The organism is Vibrio sp. THAF190c (assembly GCF_009363355.1).
Lineage (GTDB): Bacteria > Pseudomonadota > Gammaproteobacteria > Enterobacterales > Vibrionaceae > Vibrio > Vibrio fortis_A.
This window is the reverse complement of sequence record NZ_CP045339.1, coordinates 201,784-219,751: the sequence shown is the minus strand read 5'-3', so window position 1 is coordinate 219,751 and position 17,968 is coordinate 201,784. Positions and strand designations below refer to the sequence as shown.

The 17,968-nt window shown below is 43.6% G+C and carries 15 protein-coding genes; 8 read left to right on the top strand and 7 right to left on the bottom strand.

The genetic code is table 11. The annotated features are described in order from the left end of the window. Positions 1-158: 158 nt before the first annotated feature. The 4 genes from FIV04_RS16025 to FIV04_RS16010 form a co-directional block, all read right to left on the bottom strand. Positions 159-1,919: a transporter gene (locus tag FIV04_RS16025; RefSeq protein WP_152469697.1), complete on the bottom strand. Its 1,761-nt coding sequence runs from the start codon at positions 1,917-1,919 to the stop codon at positions 159-161. Positions 1,920-2,399: 480 nt separating this feature from the next. Then, positions 2,400-3,026: a bifunctional 4-hydroxy-2-oxoglutarate aldolase/2-dehydro-3-deoxy-phosphogluconate aldolase gene (locus FIV04_RS16020; RefSeq protein WP_032552779.1), complete on the bottom strand. Its 627-nt coding sequence runs from the start codon at positions 3,024-3,026 to the stop codon at positions 2,400-2,402. A 132-nt stretch (positions 3,027-3,158) separates the two neighbouring features. Beyond that, entirely contained in the window at positions 3,159-4,097 is a 939-nt protein-coding gene (locus FIV04_RS16015) for a sugar kinase (protein ID WP_152469696.1), read from the bottom strand. A gap of 34 nt (positions 4,098-4,131) precedes the next feature. Next, the gene (locus tag FIV04_RS16010; protein ID WP_032552776.1) at positions 4,132-4,467 is read right to left on the bottom strand and encodes a cupin domain-containing protein; all 336 of its coding nucleotides are present in this window, start codon (positions 4,465-4,467) and stop codon (positions 4,132-4,134) included. Positions 4,468-4,799: 332 nt separating this feature from the next. On the opposite strand from FIV04_RS16010, the gene FIV04_RS16005 reads away from it, so the two are divergent. Beyond that, positions 4,800-6,983, top strand: coding sequence for a heparinase II/III family protein (locus FIV04_RS16005; RefSeq protein WP_152469695.1), 2,184 nt, complete (start codon positions 4,800-4,802; stop codon positions 6,981-6,983). A gap of 2 nt (positions 6,984-6,985) precedes the next feature. Then, positions 6,986-9,136 (top strand): heparinase II/III family protein, encoded by a 2,151-nt coding sequence (locus FIV04_RS16000; protein ID WP_152469694.1) that lies wholly within the window; start codon positions 6,986-6,988, stop codon positions 9,134-9,136. Positions 9,137-9,389: 253 nt separating this feature from the next. Here FIV04_RS16000 and FIV04_RS15995 read toward each other — a convergent pair whose 3' ends face one another. After that, positions 9,390-9,599 (bottom strand): hypothetical protein, encoded by a 210-nt coding sequence (locus tag FIV04_RS15995; RefSeq protein ID WP_032552773.1) that lies wholly within the window; start codon positions 9,597-9,599, stop codon positions 9,390-9,392. A gap of 518 nt (positions 9,600-10,117) precedes the next feature. On the opposite strand from FIV04_RS15995, the gene FIV04_RS15990 reads away from it, so the two are divergent. From FIV04_RS15990 to FIV04_RS15970, 5 genes are all read left to right on the top strand, one after another. Beyond that, positions 10,118-10,924: a fumarylacetoacetate hydrolase family protein gene (locus tag FIV04_RS15990; RefSeq protein WP_152469693.1), complete on the top strand. Its 807-nt coding sequence runs from the start codon at positions 10,118-10,120 to the stop codon at positions 10,922-10,924. A 420-nt stretch (positions 10,925-11,344) separates the two neighbouring features. Then, positions 11,345-12,280: a siderophore ABC transporter substrate-binding protein gene (locus tag FIV04_RS15985; protein WP_152469692.1), complete on the top strand. Its 936-nt coding sequence runs from the start codon at positions 11,345-11,347 to the stop codon at positions 12,278-12,280. 96 nt (positions 12,281-12,376) lie between these two features. Continuing rightward, positions 12,377-13,330 carry an ABC transporter permease gene (locus FIV04_RS15980; protein ID WP_152469691.1) on the top strand — a complete coding sequence of 318 codons (954 nt, stop codon included), beginning with the start codon at positions 12,377-12,379 and terminating at the stop codon, positions 13,328-13,330. Continuing rightward, a complete protein-coding gene (locus FIV04_RS15975) occupies positions 13,323-14,273 on the top strand; it encodes an iron chelate uptake ABC transporter family permease subunit (protein WP_152469690.1) in 951 nt (316 codons plus the stop codon). Before FIV04_RS15980 ends, FIV04_RS15975 begins: the two co-directional genes overlap by 8 nt. Before the next feature lie 12 nt (positions 14,274-14,285). Next, positions 14,286-15,050, top strand: coding sequence for an ABC transporter ATP-binding protein (locus tag FIV04_RS15970; RefSeq protein WP_150870261.1), 765 nt, complete (start codon positions 14,286-14,288; stop codon positions 15,048-15,050). Between the two features lie 60 nt (positions 15,051-15,110). Here the strand turns inward: FIV04_RS15970 and FIV04_RS15965 are convergent, their stop codons facing one another. Together FIV04_RS15965 and FIV04_RS15960 are read right to left on the bottom strand one after the other, a co-directional pair. Then, positions 15,111-15,803, bottom strand: a complete 693-nt coding sequence (locus tag FIV04_RS15965; RefSeq protein ID WP_152469689.1) for a hypothetical protein — start codon at positions 15,801-15,803, stop codon at positions 15,111-15,113. Between the two features lie 29 nt (positions 15,804-15,832). After that, entirely contained in the window at positions 15,833-16,696 is an 864-nt protein-coding gene (locus FIV04_RS15960) for a LysR family transcriptional regulator (RefSeq protein WP_152469688.1), read from the bottom strand. 291 nt (positions 16,697-16,987) lie between these two features. Here FIV04_RS15960 and FIV04_RS15955 point away from each other — a divergent pair, with 291 nt between their 5' ends. Continuing rightward, positions 16,988-17,962: a bifunctional oligoribonuclease/PAP phosphatase NrnA gene (locus tag FIV04_RS15955; RefSeq protein ID WP_032552767.1), complete on the top strand. Its 975-nt coding sequence runs from the start codon at positions 16,988-16,990 to the stop codon at positions 17,960-17,962. Positions 17,963-17,968: the final 6 nt, after the last annotated feature.

Below are 17,968 nucleotides of genomic sequence, written 5' to 3'. Positions count from 1 at the left end.
GGATCAATAAACAGCAAGCACAACAAACAGTAGGGCAGGAAAGTCTTATCTTCCTCAGTACTGAACATATAAAAAAACGCCCAAGCATTGATGCTTGGGCGTTTTGTTTGTTAACGGTGTATTCTTGCTAGAAGCTGTTTTGCTGCTAGAAGCAATGCTTATTTCATTGCCGCTGGCTCATCGAGCTTTTTTACGCCACCGCGAGAGGCGTTAACCAGTAGTACACCAACTGACAGTACAATCGAACCACACAGTAGGAATAGGGCGCGACCAGTAATGTCATTTGGAATCAGAGCCATCGCTAGGATACCGAAACCTGCAGTACAGATTAGTTTACCAAGCATTGAACGCTGTTTAGTGTCTAGGTTTTGCTGCTCTTGAGACTCGGCCACAACTGGTGTGTTCCAGTTCTCGAATAGTTTCTCAACTTCTGCTTCACGCTCCGGTGTACGACCTTTGTAAACCAGTGTTGTTGCTAGGAAGAAGCCACCAGTGAACACAACGTGTGCTGCTAAGCTCAGTGCTACTTTCAAGTCAGACCATTCACGACCCGTTAGTGCGTGTTCTAGGTTAAACCAGTTTTGCACGTCTTCAGCTTGTAGAGAGATACCGAAGATGTAAGAAACGAAGCCACCTACAATCAGTGTTGCCCAACCAGCCCAGTCTGGAGTCTTACGAACCCACATACCTAGAAGTACAGGGATAAGCATTGGGAAGCCAATCAATGCACCAACGTTTAGTACGATATCGAACAGGCTTAGGTGACGCAGTGAGTTGATGAACAAGCCAATACCGATGATGATGAAGCCCATCATTACTGTCGTTGCTTTACTTACTACAACCAGCTCTTTCTGTGTCGCTTGTGGGCGAACAATTGGGCTGTAGAAGTTCATCACGAAGATACCTGCGTTACGGTTTAGACCAGAGTCCATAGAAGACATGGTAGCCGCGAACATTGCTGACATTAGAAGACCAACCATACCTGCAGGCATTACGTTTTGTACGAATGCTAGGTAAGCAGCGTCTGCACCTACTGAACCGTATTGGTCAGCGAAGTCAGGCATAAATGCACTTACGTACCAAGCTGGTAGGAACCAAATTAGTGGACCAACAATCATTAGCACACATGCAAGGCCAGCCGCTTTACGCGCATTTTCACTGTCTTTTGCACACAGGTAGCGGTAAGCGTTGATACTGTTGTTCATTACACCGAATTGTTTGATGAAGATGAATACAACCCAAAGGATGAAGATGCTCATGTAGTTCAGGTTGTTACCAACCATGAAGTCGCCATCGAAGTTTGCAACGATGTTGCCTAGACCGCCACCGTGGAAGTATGCCGCAACTGCACAAGTAATCGTTACAGCCATGATAACAAGCATTTGCATGAAGTCAGATGCAACAACGGCCCAAGAACCACCAGTTACCGCCATCAACATGAGTACTAGACCTGTTACAACGATGGTTGCTTCCATTGGAATGTTGAATACAGCAGCAACGAAAATTGCAAGACCGTTCAACCAGATACCCGCTGAAATCAAGCTGTCAGGCATACCAGCCCAAGTGAAAAATTGCTCTGAAGTTTTACCAAAACGCTGACGAATTGCTTCGATTGCTGTTACAACGCGAAGCTGGCGGAATTTTGGAGCAAAATAGATGTAGTTCATGAAGTAGCCAAATGCATTGGCTAAGAATAGGATTACAACGACGAAACCGTCACTGAACGCGCGTCCTGCGGCACCTGTAAACGTCCATGCTGAAAACTGTGTCATGAAGGCGGTTGCACCAACCATCCACCACAACATTTTGCCGCCCCCTCTAAAGTAATCACTTGTCGACGTTGTGAACTTACGGAACATCCAACCAATGGCTACAAGAAAGAAGAAGTAGGCAAGAACAACAAGAGTATCAATAGTCATTTTTTCAGCCTTTTAAGTGTGATCATTAACTGACTCCTAGATTACTCTTTTACAGGTATATTTGTACTACAATATGCTTTTATTGTGATCCAAACCAAGAGCTTTTTGATATATAAAAATCCTGACAAAGCTATGACATATGGGGCTTTAAAGCACTTTTGTAAAATCCAATTCGTAATACTAATTGCTTTTAAATGTAACCATTTGTAATACCATTGACTCCTTTTAAAATCATGAAGTTAGATGCTAAGGGTGTGACTCTGTTGTTTAGACGAAATAACTAGCATCTACTTTTGTTTCCAGATCTCTTCCTAAAACAGTAAGTATAGGTGGTTCTAAGACAGGGCTAACGATGAGCGCCTCACTCATCTTTGCGTCATTATCATCATACTATTGAAGTCCAAATCTATCGCAAAAGCAGCTTAAACGAAAAAAGCGAGCCAAGAGGCTCGCTTTAAAAATAATCTGTCGCTAGATGAATTATTTTGCGACGTGATTCACTGCATCACGTACTAGAGCACCTAGCTCGTCCCACTTACCTTCGTCGATAAGTTTTGTTGGAACCATCCACGTACCACCACATGCAAGAACAGAAGGGATAGACAAGTATTCATCAACGTTCTTTAAACTCACGCCGCCAGTTGGCATGAATTTTACTGGGTACACGGCTGTCAGTGCTTTAAGCATGCTTGTGCCGCCTGAAGGCTCAGCAGGGAAGAACTTAAGTGTGCGTAGGCCCATTTCCATTGCTTGCTCAACCAGGCTTGGGTTGTTTACACCAGGAACGATAGCAACGCCTTTGTCTATACAGTATTGAACCGTACGTGGGTTAAAGCCAGGGCTGACGATGAAGTCCACGCCCGCTTCGATAGATGCGTCCACTTGCTCGTTAGTCAGTACCGTACCAGAGCCGATTAGCATGTCTGGGAACTCTTTACGCATGATGCGAATCGCTTCGATTGCACATTCAGTACGTAGTGTGATTTCCGCACATGGCATGCCGTTTTCAACAAGCGCTTTACCTAGAGGGATAGCGTCTTCTGCACGGTTGATTGCGATTACAGGGATAACTTTCAGGTTAGCCAGTTGTTCATTTAATGTCGTCATGGATAATATCTCACGTCTAAATTGACTGATAACTATTGAATTATCAGCGCTTTAAAATCTATTGGTTCGTCTCGTCTAGTACTTTGATTGAGCATAGCATGACGCAGATAATGGCGTCATGCTTACATCAAATTAAGAAGAGAGAGACAGTGTTGGCATTGCTTCTTTAGGAATAATTGCACCTTGATGTTGAATCACTGCGCCAGCGACACAGTGGCCTGCAAACGCAGCATCACGGGCATTACCACCACAGAATCGCTTCGCTAGGAAACCTGCACTGAATGAGTCGCCTGCGGCAGTGGTATCAATAACCTTGTCTACCGGGTTTGGCGCCACATAATGCGCGGCATCCGCTTCAACCACTAGGCAGTCTTTGCTACCACGTTTAATGATGATCTCTTTAACACCGCTTTTTGTCGTGCGCTCAATACATTGTTCAATGCATGTGTCACCATAAAGTTCTTGCTCATCGTCAAAGGTCAGGAGCGCGATATCAGTGAATTTGAGTAGTTGTAAATACCAAGATTGCGCTTCTTCTTGGCTTTTCCAAAGCTTAGGTCGGAAGTTATTGTCAAAAATAACTTGGCCACCTTGCTTTTTGTACTCTTCCAAGAACGCCAGTAGGGCAGTGCGACCTTTCTCTGTCAGAATCGCTAATGTGATACCACTTAGGTAAAGAGCATCGTACGAGAACAGTTTGTCTAGCACTAATGATGCATCGTCACCATCAAGCAAGTATTTTGCTGCTGCATCATTACGCCAGTAGTGAAAGCTACGTTCGCCCGTCTCATCAGTTTCAATGTAGTAGAGGCCAGGTTGCTTGTCATCGATTTGCTTTACCAAGCTAGTGTCGATGCCTTCTGCATTCCACTTATCCAGCATATCTAGGCTGAACGGATCATTGCCTAATGCGGTTACATAGCTTGTTTTGATGTTGTGTTCTTGGGTTAAGCGAGACAGGTATAAAGCCGTATTAAGTGTATCACCACCAAATGTTTGCTTAAGCCCATCATCTTTTTTCTGTAGCTCAACCATACATTCGCCAATGACCGCGATATTAAATGATTTCATGTGCTTACCTTAGCAACTGAGGTTGCGCTATATATTATTTTAGGAAGTCTTCGCGAGCTGGATTGAAGATATCAAGAAGAATGCTGTCTTGCTCAAGAGCAACTGCACCATGCATCATGTGCTTACGTGCAAAGTACGCGTCACCTTCTTTTAGAACTTTTTTCTCGCCTTCGATTTCAGCTTCAAAGCTACCGCGAACCACATAACCAATTTGATCATGAATTTCGTGAGTATGAGGATGACCAATCGCGCCTTTGTCAAAAGATAGGTGTACAGCCATTAGATCGTCAGTGTACGCCACGATCTTGCGCTTAATACCGCCACCCAGCTCTTCCCAAGGTTGCTCGTTATTGATAAAGAATGCGTTCATTGTGTCTCTCCAAAGCGTGTAAATTTTTTATATGTTCATTAAGTTGTGTCCATCATAAGTGATTGGGTTTAATTGTAATACAATATATCCAGAAATGTGTGATATTGATCAAGTGCTACTTTTTATTGTGTTGTAAAATCAAAGACTTAACACAACTCTGATAGTTGTTATTGGCTTTTTAGATCAAAGGTTTAGCGAGATTTATGTGATTCTGCTCATCATTTAGCGATGAATTGGTGGGATTAAACCTCATATTGTATTACTTTATATGGAGTTTAAGAATTAGATTGAAATTCAAATATAGAAACTCTTCATCGAGGGTGATAAAGAACATGACTACACAACCAATACTACTAACGGACGCGGAAATTGAAGCACTTCATTTAGAAGTTGGCCGTTCAAGTTTAATGGGTAAGACGATCGCAGCTAACCAAAAAGAGCTGGAAGCCTTCATGCGTTTACCTATTGACGTGCCAGGGCATGGCGAGGCGGGTGGTTACGAGCACAACCGTCACAAACAAAACTACACATACATGAACCTAGCTGGCCGTTTGTTCCTTATCACTAAAGAGCAAAAGTACGCTGATTTCGTTACTGAACTATTGGAAGTATACGCAGACAAGTACCTGACGTTTGATTTCCATGTTCAAAAGAACACAAATCCAACGGGTCGTCTTTTCCACCAAATTCTAAACGAACATTGCTGGTTAATGTTCACTAGCCTGGCGTATTCGTGCGTTAAGTCTACTTTGACGCAAGAACAACGAGACAATATCGAGTCTCGCATCTTCGAACCTATGCTTGAGATGTTCACGGTGAAGTATGCACACGACTTCGACCGCATCCACAATCATGGTATCTGGGCTGTAGCAGCTGTCGGTATTTGTGGCCTAGCACTGGGCAAACGCGAGTACCTGGAAATGTCGGTATACGGTCTTGATCGTAACGACACAGGCGGTTTCCTAGCGCAAATCTCTCAACTGTTTGCACCTTCTGGCTACTACATGGAAGGTCCTTATTACCACCGTTATGCGATTCGCCCAACGTGTGTTTTCGCAGAGGTGATTCACCGTCACATGCCAGAAGTAGACATCTACAACTACAAAGACGGCGTGATTGGTAACACAGTACAAGCGATGCTTTCAACGGCTTACCCTAATGGTGAATTCCCAGCACTGAACGATGCGTCTCGCACTATGGGTATCACAGACATGGGCGTACAAGTTGCGGTAAGTGTTTACAGCAAGCACTACGCAGTGGATGGCAAGGTAGACGAAAACATCCTTGGTATGGCGAAGATTCAAGACGCAGTATGGATGCATGCTTGTGGATTAGAGCTTTCTAAGGCATACGAAGCAGCAACTGCTGAGAAAGAAATTGGTATGCCTTTCTGGCCAAGTGTTGAGTTGAACGAAGGCCCAGAAGGTCACAACGGTGCTCAAGGCTTCATCCGTATGCAAGACAGCAAAGGCGATGTGTCTCAGCTAGTGATGAACTACGGCCAACACGGTATGGGCCACGGCAACTTCGATACACTAGGTATTACCTTCTTCAACCGTGGTCAAGAAGTGCTGCGTGAATACGGCTTCTGTCGTTGGGTGAACGTGGAGCCAAAATTTGGTGGCCGTTACCTAGACGAAAACAAATCTTACGCTCGTCAAACTATCGCGCACAACGCGGTAACGATTGATGAAAAATGTCAGAACAACTTTGATGTTGAGCGCGCAGACTCTGTTCACGGCTTGCCTCACTTCTTCAAAGTAGAAGACCAAAAAATCAATGGTATGAGTGCGTTCGCGAACGATCACTACGATGGTTTTGACATGCAACGCAGTGTGTTCATGCTAAACCTTGAAGGTCTAGAATCTCCGCTACTATTAGACCTGTACCGCTTAGATTCAGCGAAAGGCGAGCACCAATACGATTACTCTCACCAGTATGAAGGTCAGATTGTTCGTACAAACTTCGGTTACCAAACCAACAAAGAGCTACACACGCTAGGTGGCGACTTCGGTTACCAACACCTATGGAATGTAGCAAGTGGTGAAGCGAACGAGACAGCACTTGTGAGCTGGTTACAAAACAACACCTACTACACATGGTTAGGTACAAGCTCGAACGACAACGGTGAAGTTATCTTTACTCGTTCTGGTGCGAATGACCCAAGCTTCAACCTGCGTTCTGAGCCTGCGTTTATTCTGCGTAGCAAAGGCGAAACAACGCTGTTTGCTTCAGTTCTAGAGACGCACGGTTACTTCAACGAAGAGTTTGAGCAGTCAGTGAACGCTCGTGGCCAAGTACAAGACATCAAAGTACTGGCGCACAACAACATCGGTTCTGTTGTTGAAATTGAAACGAATACCTCTCGTGTCACAGTAATGATCAGCAACCAACTGGGTGCGACTGACACCACTGAACACAAAGTCGAATTAAATGGCAAAACGTACAGCTGGACAGGTTTCTACTCGCTAGAAGAGAACCTAATTGACTCAACTTCAGCTGGTCAGGAGAAATAACAATGAGCTATCAACCACTTTTACTGAACTTTGAAGAAGCAGCAGAGCTTCGTAAAGAACTTGGCAAGGATAGCCTATTAGGAAAAGCACTTACTCGCGATATCAACCAAACTGACGCTTACATGGCAGAAGTAGGTATTGAAGTTCCGGGACACGGCGAGGGCGGCGGTTACGAACATAACCGTCATAAGCAGAACTACATCCATATGGATCTAGCGGGTCGTCTATTCCTTATCACAGAAGAGACTAAATACCGTGATTACATCGTAGATATGCTAACGGCTTACGCGAAGGTTTACCCATCGCTAGAGAGCAACACTAGCCGTGATTCAAACCCACCGGGTAAGATCTTCCACCAAACACTGAATGAAAACATGTGGATGCTATACGCTTCGTGCGCATACAGCTGTGTTTACCACACGATTTCTGAAGATGAAAAAACGCTGATTGAAAACGACCTATTCAAGCAGATGATCGAGCTGTTCGTTATAACATACGGCCACGACTTCGACATCGTACACAACCACGGTCTATGGGCAGTAGCAGCTGTAGGTATCTGTGGCTACGCAATCAACGATCAAGAATCGGTAGATAAAGCGCTTTACGGCCTTAAGCTAGACAAAGTGAGCGGTGGTTTCCTAGCACAGCTAGACCAATTGTTCTCGCCAGACGGCTACTACATGGAAGGTCCGTACTACCACCGTTTCTCACTGCGTCCAATCTACCTGTTCGCAGAGGCTATTGAGCGTCGTCAGCCTGAGCTTGGTATCTACGAATTCAACGATTCAGTTATCAAGACAACGTCTTACGCGGTATTTAAGACGGCATTCCCAGACGGTACGCTACCAGCGCTGAACGATTCATCGAAGACGATTTCTATCAACGATGAAGGCGTGATCATGGCAACATCTGTGTGTTACCACCGCTACGAGCAAACTGAAACTCTGCTTGGCATGGCTGATCACCAGCAAGACGTATGGGTTCATATCTCAGGTAAAACACTATCAAGCGCGGTTGAAGCGGCTGATGAAATCAAGCCATTCAACTGGGGTAGCCTGTTCGTGACTGACGGCCCTGAAGGTGAGAAAGGCGGCGTGAGCATTCTTCGTCATCGTGACGAGCAAGACGATGACACAATGGCTCTGATTTGGTTTGGCCAACACGGCTCAGACCATCAGTACCACTCTGCACTAGACCACGGTCACTACGATGGCCTGCACTTAAGCGTGTTCAACCGCGGTCACGAAGTACTGCACGACTACGGCTTCGGTCGCTGGGTAAACGTTGAGCCTAAATTTGGCGGTCGTTACATCCCAGAGAACAAGTCTTATTGTAAGCAGACTGTGGCACATAACACAGTAACAGTTGACCAAAAAACTCAAAACAACTTCGATACGGCACTGGCTGAGTCTAAGTTTGGTCAGAAGCACTTCTTTGTGGCAGACGACCAGTCTCTACAAGGCATGAGCGGCACAATCTCTGAATACTACACCGGTGTAGATATGCAGCGTAGTGTCATTCTTGCTGAGCTTCCTGAATTTGAAAAGCCGTTAGTGATTGATGTTTACCGCATCGAAGCGGACGCTGAACACCAGTACGACCTGCCAGTTCACCACTCTGGTCAAATCATCCGTACTGACTTCGATTACAACATCGAAAAAACGCTTAAACCACTTGGCGAAGACAACGGTTACCAACATCTATGGAACGTGGCTTCGGGTAAAGTGAACGGTAGCTCTTTGGTTAGCTGGTTGCACGACAGCAGCTACTACAGCCTAGTAACAAGTGCTAACGAAGGCAGCGAAGTGATTTTTGCTCGTACTGGCGCGAACGATCCAGACTTCAACCTGAAGAGCGAACCTGCACTTATCTTGCGTCAATCTGGTCAAAACCATGTGTTCGCTTCTGTACTAGAAACGCACGGTTACTTTAACGAGTCTATCGAAGCCTCTGTTGGCGCTCGTGGCCTTGTAGAATCTGTGTCTGTTGTGGGCCATAACAGTGTCGGGACTGTTGTTCGCATTCAGACCACCTCTGGTAACACTTACCACTACGGTATCTCTAACCAAGCTGAAGATGTTCAGCAAGCAACTCATACGGTTGAGTTTGCAGGTGAGACTTATTCATGGGAAGGTGCATTCGCTAAACTTTAATTGTTTAAAAAAGCGAATAACGATGAATCGGGTGTCTTCGGATGCCCGTTTTTTTTGTTCGGATTTTTGGGTTAGCCGATGGTTTATGACTCTAGAGAAATCAGAGGCTATATGAAGATAGTAGTGAGAGTACTGGCAATAACAACCTAGTTAGCGGAAAGCCGCGATGTGAAATGCAAATGACTAGGTCTGTCTAGGTGTTGCTGCTACGAATGAAACGTGGCGATGTTTCTAGTGGAGGAGCGTTTGTGCTCTAGAGGACTGTGAAATGTCCTAGCTTCTGTCCACTGTTCGAGATAATGGTTCCGATACTCTCTCTTTCATCAAATTCGAAGTCGATGAGATAACTTGTGTGTTGCAGCCTTGGTAATATGTGGCGATGCAAAATGTCACTGTTTAATTGTCGTATCTCCGTGACCCAAGAGATGTTTTCTTTCAATAAGTCTATTTTGATTTTGAGCATTTATGGCCTTTGAATTTATTGAGCGATTTCTCGCGAGTTAGTTGGTACCAATGGATTTGTCGTGTTGTTCTTCTAGACATAACTGTGCCTTGTGTTTATTACATTAATATTGAGATTAACCAGATAGTTTTATTGACGATCGAGTATTTTTCTACAGCAAAAACTAACTGGAGTGTTGGAACAAAAATGACGCTATTGAATGACTATCGAAGTAAAGCTGACGCAGAGGCGGTGTAACGAGGTATCGCGAACTGTCTTTGTGGGAACTTGGACTGGGATGTTGCATTAACAGCTCATGTTTTGAGCCAGGTGGCGTAATATACGCCTCGTTTTTTATATTTCAAGCTTTATTTCGATTATTTTCAAAATAAATGCTTAGGTTTTCTCTATGCACGTACGTTGAGTGCACGCTTCGCATAAATATTGTTTGTTATCTACAGCAAAGTCGCCAGTAATTTCTATACTGATCATTAGGTTACCGAAAAAGTAAGCTCGATTGAGTATTTAAGGATGATTTAATGAAATGGATTGGCGCATTTGTAGCCGCAAGTTGCTCTGTCAGTGCTTGGGCTAATGTCGAACAGTTTGTACGTTACGAATATCAAGAGCAGATAAGCTATGGTCAGCTCAAAGGTGACACAATAACTCCAATCGTTGGAGATATTTTCTCAGAATATAGTGTGGCAGACAAAAGCATATCACTTGCTGATGTGGAGATATTGCTCCCGACACAACCAGAGAAAGTATTCGCAGTTGGGATGAATTTCCGCAGTCACGCGGCTTCTCATCCTGATCTTCCTCCTCCCATGTTTCTTAAACTTCCTTCCTCTCTGATCCTTTCAGGGCAACCGGTGCACGCGCCTTTTGATGCTCGCAATGTGCACTTTGAAGGGGAGTTGGTATTGGTGATTGGCAAAACACTTCATAAAGCTGATCAGGAAGAGGCGGAGGCGGGGATTTTTGGAGTTACTGTTGGTAACGATCTCACAGAACGTTCGTGGCAGGGGAGTGATCTTCAATGGTTGAGAGCCAAAGCGTCTGATGGGTTTGGACCAATCGCCAAAACCATATCGCGAGGGGTTGATTACAACAATGTTGAATTGACTACCAAGCTCAACGGCACCATTGTCCAACAAGAGAACACGACCTTTATGATCCATAGCCCGAAGAAAGTCGTCAGTTATTTGAGCCACTATTTCACTTTGAAGCCGGGTGATTTGGTCTTTATGGGAACGCCAGGGAAAACCAAAGCATTAAAAGATGGCGATATGATCTCTGTAAGTATCAAAGGCGTAGGTGAAGTGACCAATACGATCTATTTTTAGCCACAATTAATCAGATAGTTAGGTTTAATTTACATTGTAAACTGATCAACAGATAAACTTGTTTGTGCGATTCATTTTCATGTTACTTGAGCCGAAATTAGCCAGTTTTATTGAAGCTGACTCAGATTATTTTTGAGTTAGCTTCTGTTCTTTAAGTATGCCTCATTCGAGTAAAAGTATGATCAAGAGAGGCATTATTCTCTTTTGTAATACTCATATTTACATTTCTAAATGACAAAGTTGTTGTAGACCCAATTTTGCGAGAATATAATTGATAATAATTCTCAGTTGCGTTACAAATTTGTTGTCAAGTTAATGACATACTTTAAATAATCGTTATCTCGCAGTTGTACGGTTTATTACACGGCAATCGCTTTCGTGTGTTTGATAGAAAACCGTCATAACAGCAAAGGAATAGAAATGAACAAAATACTTAACTCAGCTCGCAAGCTAGTGACTGGTTTAACTCTGGTTTTAGCGTCGTCTGTATTCATGACAGCTCATGCAAAAACAGTGACGGTAGAACACATTAAAGGCTCTACGGAAGTCTCTGGCGTACCTCAACGTGTTGTTGTTCTTGGCCATGGTAGCTTAGATGTTTTGGATCAGATCGGTGTGGCTCCAGTGGGTGCTTCACACATGTTGTTGCCTGACTACTTAAAGTCTTACGCAAAGACGACGAAAAATACAGGTTCTCTGAGTGAGCCAGATTTCGAAGCAATCTACATGCTTAAGCCTGACCTGATCATTGCTGAAAACCGCATGCTGAAGGTGTACGACCAGCTTGCTCAAATTGCTCCAACGATCATGTTCTATGTTGAAGGTGACAAGTACTGGGCTGATACGCAGAAAAACTGGCGCACGTTAGGTGATATCTTCGAGAAGCAATCTGAAGTAGAAGCGCTGATTGAGAAGACTCAAAAGCAAATTACTGCGGTAAATCAGAAAGTAACCAAAGATGAAACGACAGCAATGATGCTAATGAATAATGGTAGCAACATTGCAATGTTCAACAAAGGTAGCCGTTTCTCAATCATCTTTGACGACTTTGGTTTTGTTGAGTCTAAGAGCGCAAAAGTTGCGCCAATCAAAGGTAGCCACGGAAACCTTATCTCTTTCGAATACATCGCTGATGCGAAACCAGAAGTGATTTACGTACTTGATCGTGAACAAGCGATTGGCCGTTCAGAGGGTCGCGCGAAACAGTTATTCGATAACGCGTTAGTGGCAGAGACTCCAGCGGCGAAGCTAGACAACATTGTATTTATTGATTCAAGTGCATGGTACCTAGCTGGTGGCGGTGTAACAGCAACTCAACGTATGCTGAATGACATCGACCGCACTGTTAAACAGTAAGTCGTCACTTTAGCTATCGGGCTTATAAGTATTGTCTTATAGGCCCTTTTTGAATTTTGTATCGGGCTAGTCCCAACCTTCCTTAGTATTACTTTTATGTTTAAACCCATTGCTGCCGCCGTTTTTCTGGTCGTGCTATGCGTTGCTTCTTTGATGATTGGTGTGGCTGAAATCAGCTTCAGTGATTTTTTCAACGGAAATGACCACGCTAACTCTATTTATGTCGTAAGCCGAATTCCTCGTTTGCTCGCTATTATTCTCGCTGGCGCTGGATTGAGTGTCTCTGGTCTCATCATGCAGCAGATCGTGCAGAACAAGTTTGCTGCACCATCGACTATGGGCACCATTGATTGTGCGATGCTTGGCTATATTGTCGGTTTAGTTTTCTTAGGCAGCGCAGCGCAATGGCACTATTTAGGGTTCATTTTCACGTTCGCTGTTCTGGGTACTATGCTGCTGGTGCGTTTCTTACAGCATCTGAAGTTTAAAAATGCGGTTTTGGTGCCGTTGATCGGCATCATGTATGGCAATGTTGTTTCGTCTCTTACCACCTTCATTGCATACAAGTATGACCTTGTACAAACGATGTCTGCGTGGACCATGGCGAACTTTGCGACCGTACTACAAGGAACTTACGAGATCTTATACCTCGCAGTACCAGCCTGTATTTTAGCGTATATTTTTGCAAGTCAATTCAGTGCAGCCAGCATCGGCGAAAGCTTTGCTCGCAATATCGGTTTGAACTACCAAAAAATTGTCTTTATTGGCGTTGCGCTGGTGGCAGTTTGCGCTTCGTCAGTCGTGATGATCGTCGGCGTAATCCCTTTCCTCGGCTTGATTGTGCCAAACATCGTTTCTCTGATGATGGGCGATAACATGAAGAAGATCTTACCTTGGACCGCGTACTGGGGTGTGATTCTAGTGTTAGCGTGTGACTTGCTCGCAAGGGTGATTATTTTCCCTTATGAAATTCCGATCTCTATGGTTATCAGCATCTTTGGTGGCTTGATCTTCATTTATCTAATCTTGAGAGACAAGTCCAATGCGTGATTCTATCAAAATGGCTCTATTGGCCGTTGTTTGCATCGTCATGATCGGGGTGTTTATCGGACAGGGTCTTACATGGGATAACTACGAGTTTTTTCTAAAGTTACGTACACCAAAGATCTTGTCAATCGTGTTGGCTGCGATTGCCATTTCAACGTCTTCTTTGGTTTTTCAAACGATCACCAATAATCGTATTCTGACACCGTCCATTCTAGGCTTCGATAACCTGTACATGTTAGTGCAAGTCTCGTTGTTGTTTGTATTTGGTAGCCTTAGTTTTTGGGTGGTTGATGCAGTTGCGAACTTTACACTTTCCGTGTGCATTATGGTGCTCTTCTCATTTGGTTTGTTCCATTTCTATTTCAAAAGTAAACGTAACAATGTCTTCACGCTGCTTCTCATCGGTATTGTTTGCGGCAGTGTTTTCGGTAGCTTATCGAACTTCCTAGGAATGCTTATCGATCCGAATGAGTTTGCGGTATTGCAGAACGTGATGTTTGCGAGCTTCAACAATGTAAAAGGGGAGTTGGTTTACTTAAGCATTGTGCCTTTGGGCGCGTGTTTGCTAGCGCTATGGTGGATGTCTCCGAAGCTTGACGTGTTGTGGCTTGGTGTTGATAACGCAACCAGTTTGGGTGTAAATACTAAGCGCTTAACACAGTACATTTTGGTGATTGTGTCGATTATGGTGGCTGTTTCTACGGCATTAGTTGGCCCAGTTCTCTTCTTCGGATTAATTACCGTGAGTTTGGCTCGTCAGATGTTCAAATCTTATCAACACCGGGTGCTTATTATTGCGAGTAGCTTGCTCGCTGTCGCGCTGTTGGTTTCAGGGCAATGGTTCGTGGAAAAAGTGATGAACTTTGAGACTACAGTCAGCGTGATTATCAACCTAGTCGGCGGTTTGTATTTTATGTTCCTGTTGTTACGCACCAGAATTCAGTAAAGGTAGTGAGAAGTGATTAAGTTAACAGGTTTAAGTAAGAAGTATGGCAAGACAACGGTTGTTGATGACGCCAGTGCACTATTTCCGAAAGGGGAAGTAACTTCCATTATTGGCCCAAATGGTGCGGGTAAAAGTACGCTGCTTTCAATGGCGAGCCGCCTTACCGATAGTGATGCGGGTGAAGTTCTAATTGGCGACAAACTCCTTGCTGAGTGGGATACCAAAGAGCTTGCAAAGCACCTTGCGGTTTTGAGACAGTCGAACAACATCAATATGCGCTTTACTGTGCGTGAACTTGTCTGTTTCGGACGTTTCCCTCACTCTCAAGGCAGAATGCAAGATAATGACCACAAGGTGGTAGATACGGCTTTAGAGCACTTGGGTATTACCGATATCCAAGATAAGTATCTCGACCAATTGAGTGGTGGTCAGCGTCAGATGGCGTTTATCGCTATGGTTGTCGCACAAGACACGGACTACGTATTTCTCGACGAGCCACTTAACAACCTCGATATCAAGCACTCAGTCGAAATCATGCAGACTCTGCGCCGTTTAGCTCATGAGTTTAACAAAGCTGTGGTGATTGTTATTCACGATATCAACTTCGCTTCGAGCTACTCGGATAACATTGTTGCGATGAAACGCGGACAAGTGATTAAAGCTGGTAAAGTGGATGAGGTTGTCGACAAGGAAATCATGGAGTCTATCTATGAAATTCCGTTTGAAATCCGTGAATTCGATGGCGTAAAGATCTGTATGTACTACTCAGGTCGATAACGTCAGCTATTGAACGATTTGATAATCAGAAAGAGCGCCAGTGATAGGCGCTCTTTTTGTTTATGATCTTAAGGCTACGGCTTGATATATATTTGAGAATAAACCGGTATTGATTATATCGTCATGGATAGTGCCTTTCTCTCCGTCTAACTCCACGTCTGACGAAACTTTAAACCTTTTCATTTCAGCGTTTGCCAAATTATAGATGTGGATTCCTTGTTGCTGTAAATCATTGTTGCTTGAGATGACGGAAGTCTGCTGTGAGTTTGCAGCATTAAAATCGAAACCATAATTCACACTATTTACCCAACTCTCAGGTAAGTCAGTGATACTTAGCTCAAAGCTTTCAACATCGGTGATCTTCTCTTCAGTAGGGTAATACAACATAGCGGATATACCGATGATGTTTTGGCTTAAAAGCTCATCAGTAAGGTTAAGCTCTAATGTGCTGAACTCGCCGTTTGGATTCGCTTTGCCATTTTCATCGAATTCGGAATAAATAATTGAAAAAGAATGCGAATTTTCGTCCCAATGGCAACTTAGGTTGTATTGAACGTTATCCCCTGCTTGAGAAGAGTAGTCGGTATGGCAGATATTAATGATGTCTGCAGTCGCAATGCCTAATTGTTCGGATATATCCTGATACATAGCCAGTTTTTCTGAGCTAATGTGGCCAACATAATCTGGGGTATTAATATCAGTACAAGCAAGTAAAAAAGTTGTAGATAAAAGTAGAGTCGTTGCTTTTAACATTCTGTATCCAAGTATAGGTTAAATGTGAATTAATAAAGTTCGGCTAATTTTTTCTTGAGCCACTCCGTAGCAATTCCATTTGTTTTTAACTCAGAAGTGATGAGTTCTATGCGCAGTAAATGCCCCTTGTCACTGATTTCTGAATCCAATATATGAATTCTAGATTGATTGAGTTCAGCTACCTTCCTGGGAATAACTGCCCAACCGATATTGTTCTCGACAAGAACAATTACCGACTCCATATCACTAACGTTGACTTTCTCAACGTCAGGTAGGTCTAGGTATTTGTGAGGCAAGTTATATATGCTGGTTCGCGAAACCTGTTTGTGCCCAACGAGATCTGCATGACCAACAACGATATTTCTTAGTTCACTGTTTTTAGAGCAAATAAGGCTAGTTTCGATGTAAGAGAGTGTTCTAAACCTTACGTTTTTATCGAAAAACCAACGCCCTGTCGCTAATCCAATATCGATCTCATTGTTCTCGATGAGTTGAACTATATCTTGGGTCATAAGTTGTCTTACGATCAGTTCAACAGAAGGGAACTGATTTTGAAACTCGACAATTAATGCGCGAATTTCGGGCGTTACTAACCAGTCATCTATAGCGAAAACAACGCGATCTTCAATGCCTTGAGCTAAGTGATCGGCATGGCTGATTAACGTGGATTCAGCGGCCAGTAAGCTTTGTGCGTGAAACAATAAAGTCGCACCCTCTGAAGTGAGCTTAGGCTTATACTCGCTGCGGTCGAATAGCGACAAGTTAAGGTCGATCTCCAAGTCAGCAATTGCATTACTTACCCATGATTGTGCTTTTCCTTGTTTCTTGGCTGCTGCAGAGAATGAACCACACTCAGCTGCGTAAACAAACGCTCTGATTTTCTCTGTGTTCATGCCATACCTTTCTATTATCAATCATGATAAAAGATACTTTAGAGCAATAAACGCGAGCTTAAAAGATAAACATTATAACAATTTAATATAGTGTTTCTTTTCTTTGCGATTGACCGTGTAAGAACTAGAGCAGCTATCAGGTCAACAATTCTGAGAGATAAGTCTTTTATCCCTGTTTGCATTCCAAAGGTTGAAGCGCTTTAATGGAGTGAGTGTGCAACTGGTTTTATTCCTTCCGCTATGGAAATGAATCAGAAAAAAGCAAATTCAGGATGAGTTTGAGAGCTACCAATGGACTTAAAAAAGTTTGATCAATTTTTAGAATTGTTAGATACCGATGAGCGAGTCATTATTCAAGCGCATGATTTTCCTGATCATGACGCTATAGCATCGGCATTTGCTATGGCTTATTTACTGAGTCAAAAAGGTTTTAAACCTTTTCTTTCATATCAGGGCTTTATTGACCGAGTCTCACTGCATAATTTGATCGGTTGGTTAGATATTCCAATCGTTAAGTCACACCAATTAGATTTAAAACCCAGCGACAAGATTATTGTGATTGATGGTTGTATCGGGGAAGAGAACGTGACTGACCTGCCCGGTTTGGAAGTGGCAGTGATTGATCACCACGACGTTAAAGTGCCGAGCTATGTTTGGTATTCGGATGTACGAACTGACTATGGGTCGACTGCGACAATCATGGTGGAGTACTTTAATTACTATAAAATGCCGATCCCTAAAAAGATCGCTACTGCACTGCTAGTCGGTTTGACGTTTGACACGGGAAGCTTTACTAAATCCATAGGTGAGGCGGATATCAAGGCTCTGTTTCAGTTGCAAAGGCGCGCCGATATGGTGACAGTGAACGGAATCTGTCGAAACCAAATCGAGTATCAGGAGCTCGAATACTTTGATTCCATGTTAGCTTCAATGAAGCGTGACAAAAACAGCGCTTTTGCGACGTTGCCGGAAGGGTGTCCTGAGAACATGCTTGGAGTTCTAGGTGATTTTCTCTTAACGGTCGATGAGATTGATGTCGTGGTGCTGAGCGCGAGATCTTATCAAAGAACGTATGTTTCCCTTCGGTCTGAATGTCAGGATAACGATGTAGCTGAGGTAGTGCGAGCAGCATTAAATGATAATGGCATTGGTTTTGGAGGAGGGCATCCACATATGGCGGGTGGCGTTATTAATCGTCGCTTTAATATCCCAGATGAGCTCGCTTATTTGTATAATCTGATCAGACCAAGCCTAAACCTGGCGTAAATAAAA

Bases quoted from the DNA above. Each gene is read 5' to 3' on its own strand.
- FIV04_RS16025 (WP_152469697.1), bottom strand. From the start codon at position 1,919: ATGACTATTGATACTCTTGTTGTTCTTGCCTACTTCTTCTTTCTTGTA.
- FIV04_RS16020 (WP_032552779.1), bottom strand. From the start codon at position 3,026: ATGACGACATTAAATGAACAACTGGCTAACCTGAAAGTTATCCCTGTA.
- FIV04_RS16015 (WP_152469696.1), bottom strand. From the start codon at position 4,097: ATGAAATCATTTAATATCGCGGTCATTGGCGAATGTATGGTTGAGCTA.
- FIV04_RS16010 (WP_032552776.1), bottom strand. From the start codon at position 4,467: ATGAACGCATTCTTTATCAATAACGAGCAACCTTGGGAAGAGCTGGGT.
- FIV04_RS16005 (WP_152469695.1), top strand. From the start codon at position 4,800: ATGACTACACAACCAATACTACTAACGGACGCGGAAATTGAAGCACTT.
- FIV04_RS16000 (WP_152469694.1), top strand. From the start codon at position 6,986: ATGAGCTATCAACCACTTTTACTGAACTTTGAAGAAGCAGCAGAGCTT.
- FIV04_RS15995 (WP_032552773.1), bottom strand. From the start codon at position 9,599: ATGCTCAAAATCAAAATAGACTTATTGAAAGAAAACATCTCTTGGGTC.
- FIV04_RS15990 (WP_152469693.1), top strand. From the start codon at position 10,118: ATGAAATGGATTGGCGCATTTGTAGCCGCAAGTTGCTCTGTCAGTGCT.
- FIV04_RS15985 (WP_152469692.1), top strand. From the start codon at position 11,345: ATGAACAAAATACTTAACTCAGCTCGCAAGCTAGTGACTGGTTTAACT.
- FIV04_RS15980 (WP_152469691.1), top strand. From the start codon at position 12,377: ATGTTTAAACCCATTGCTGCCGCCGTTTTTCTGGTCGTGCTATGCGTT.
- FIV04_RS15975 (WP_152469690.1), top strand. From the start codon at position 13,323: ATGCGTGATTCTATCAAAATGGCTCTATTGGCCGTTGTTTGCATCGTC.
- FIV04_RS15965 (WP_152469689.1), bottom strand. From the start codon at position 15,803: ATGTTAAAAGCAACGACTCTACTTTTATCTACAACTTTTTTACTTGCT.
- FIV04_RS15960 (WP_152469688.1), bottom strand. From the start codon at position 16,696: ATGAACACAGAGAAAATCAGAGCGTTTGTTTACGCAGCTGAGTGTGGT.
- FIV04_RS15955 (WP_032552767.1), top strand. From the start codon at position 16,988: ATGGACTTAAAAAAGTTTGATCAATTTTTAGAATTGTTAGATACCGAT.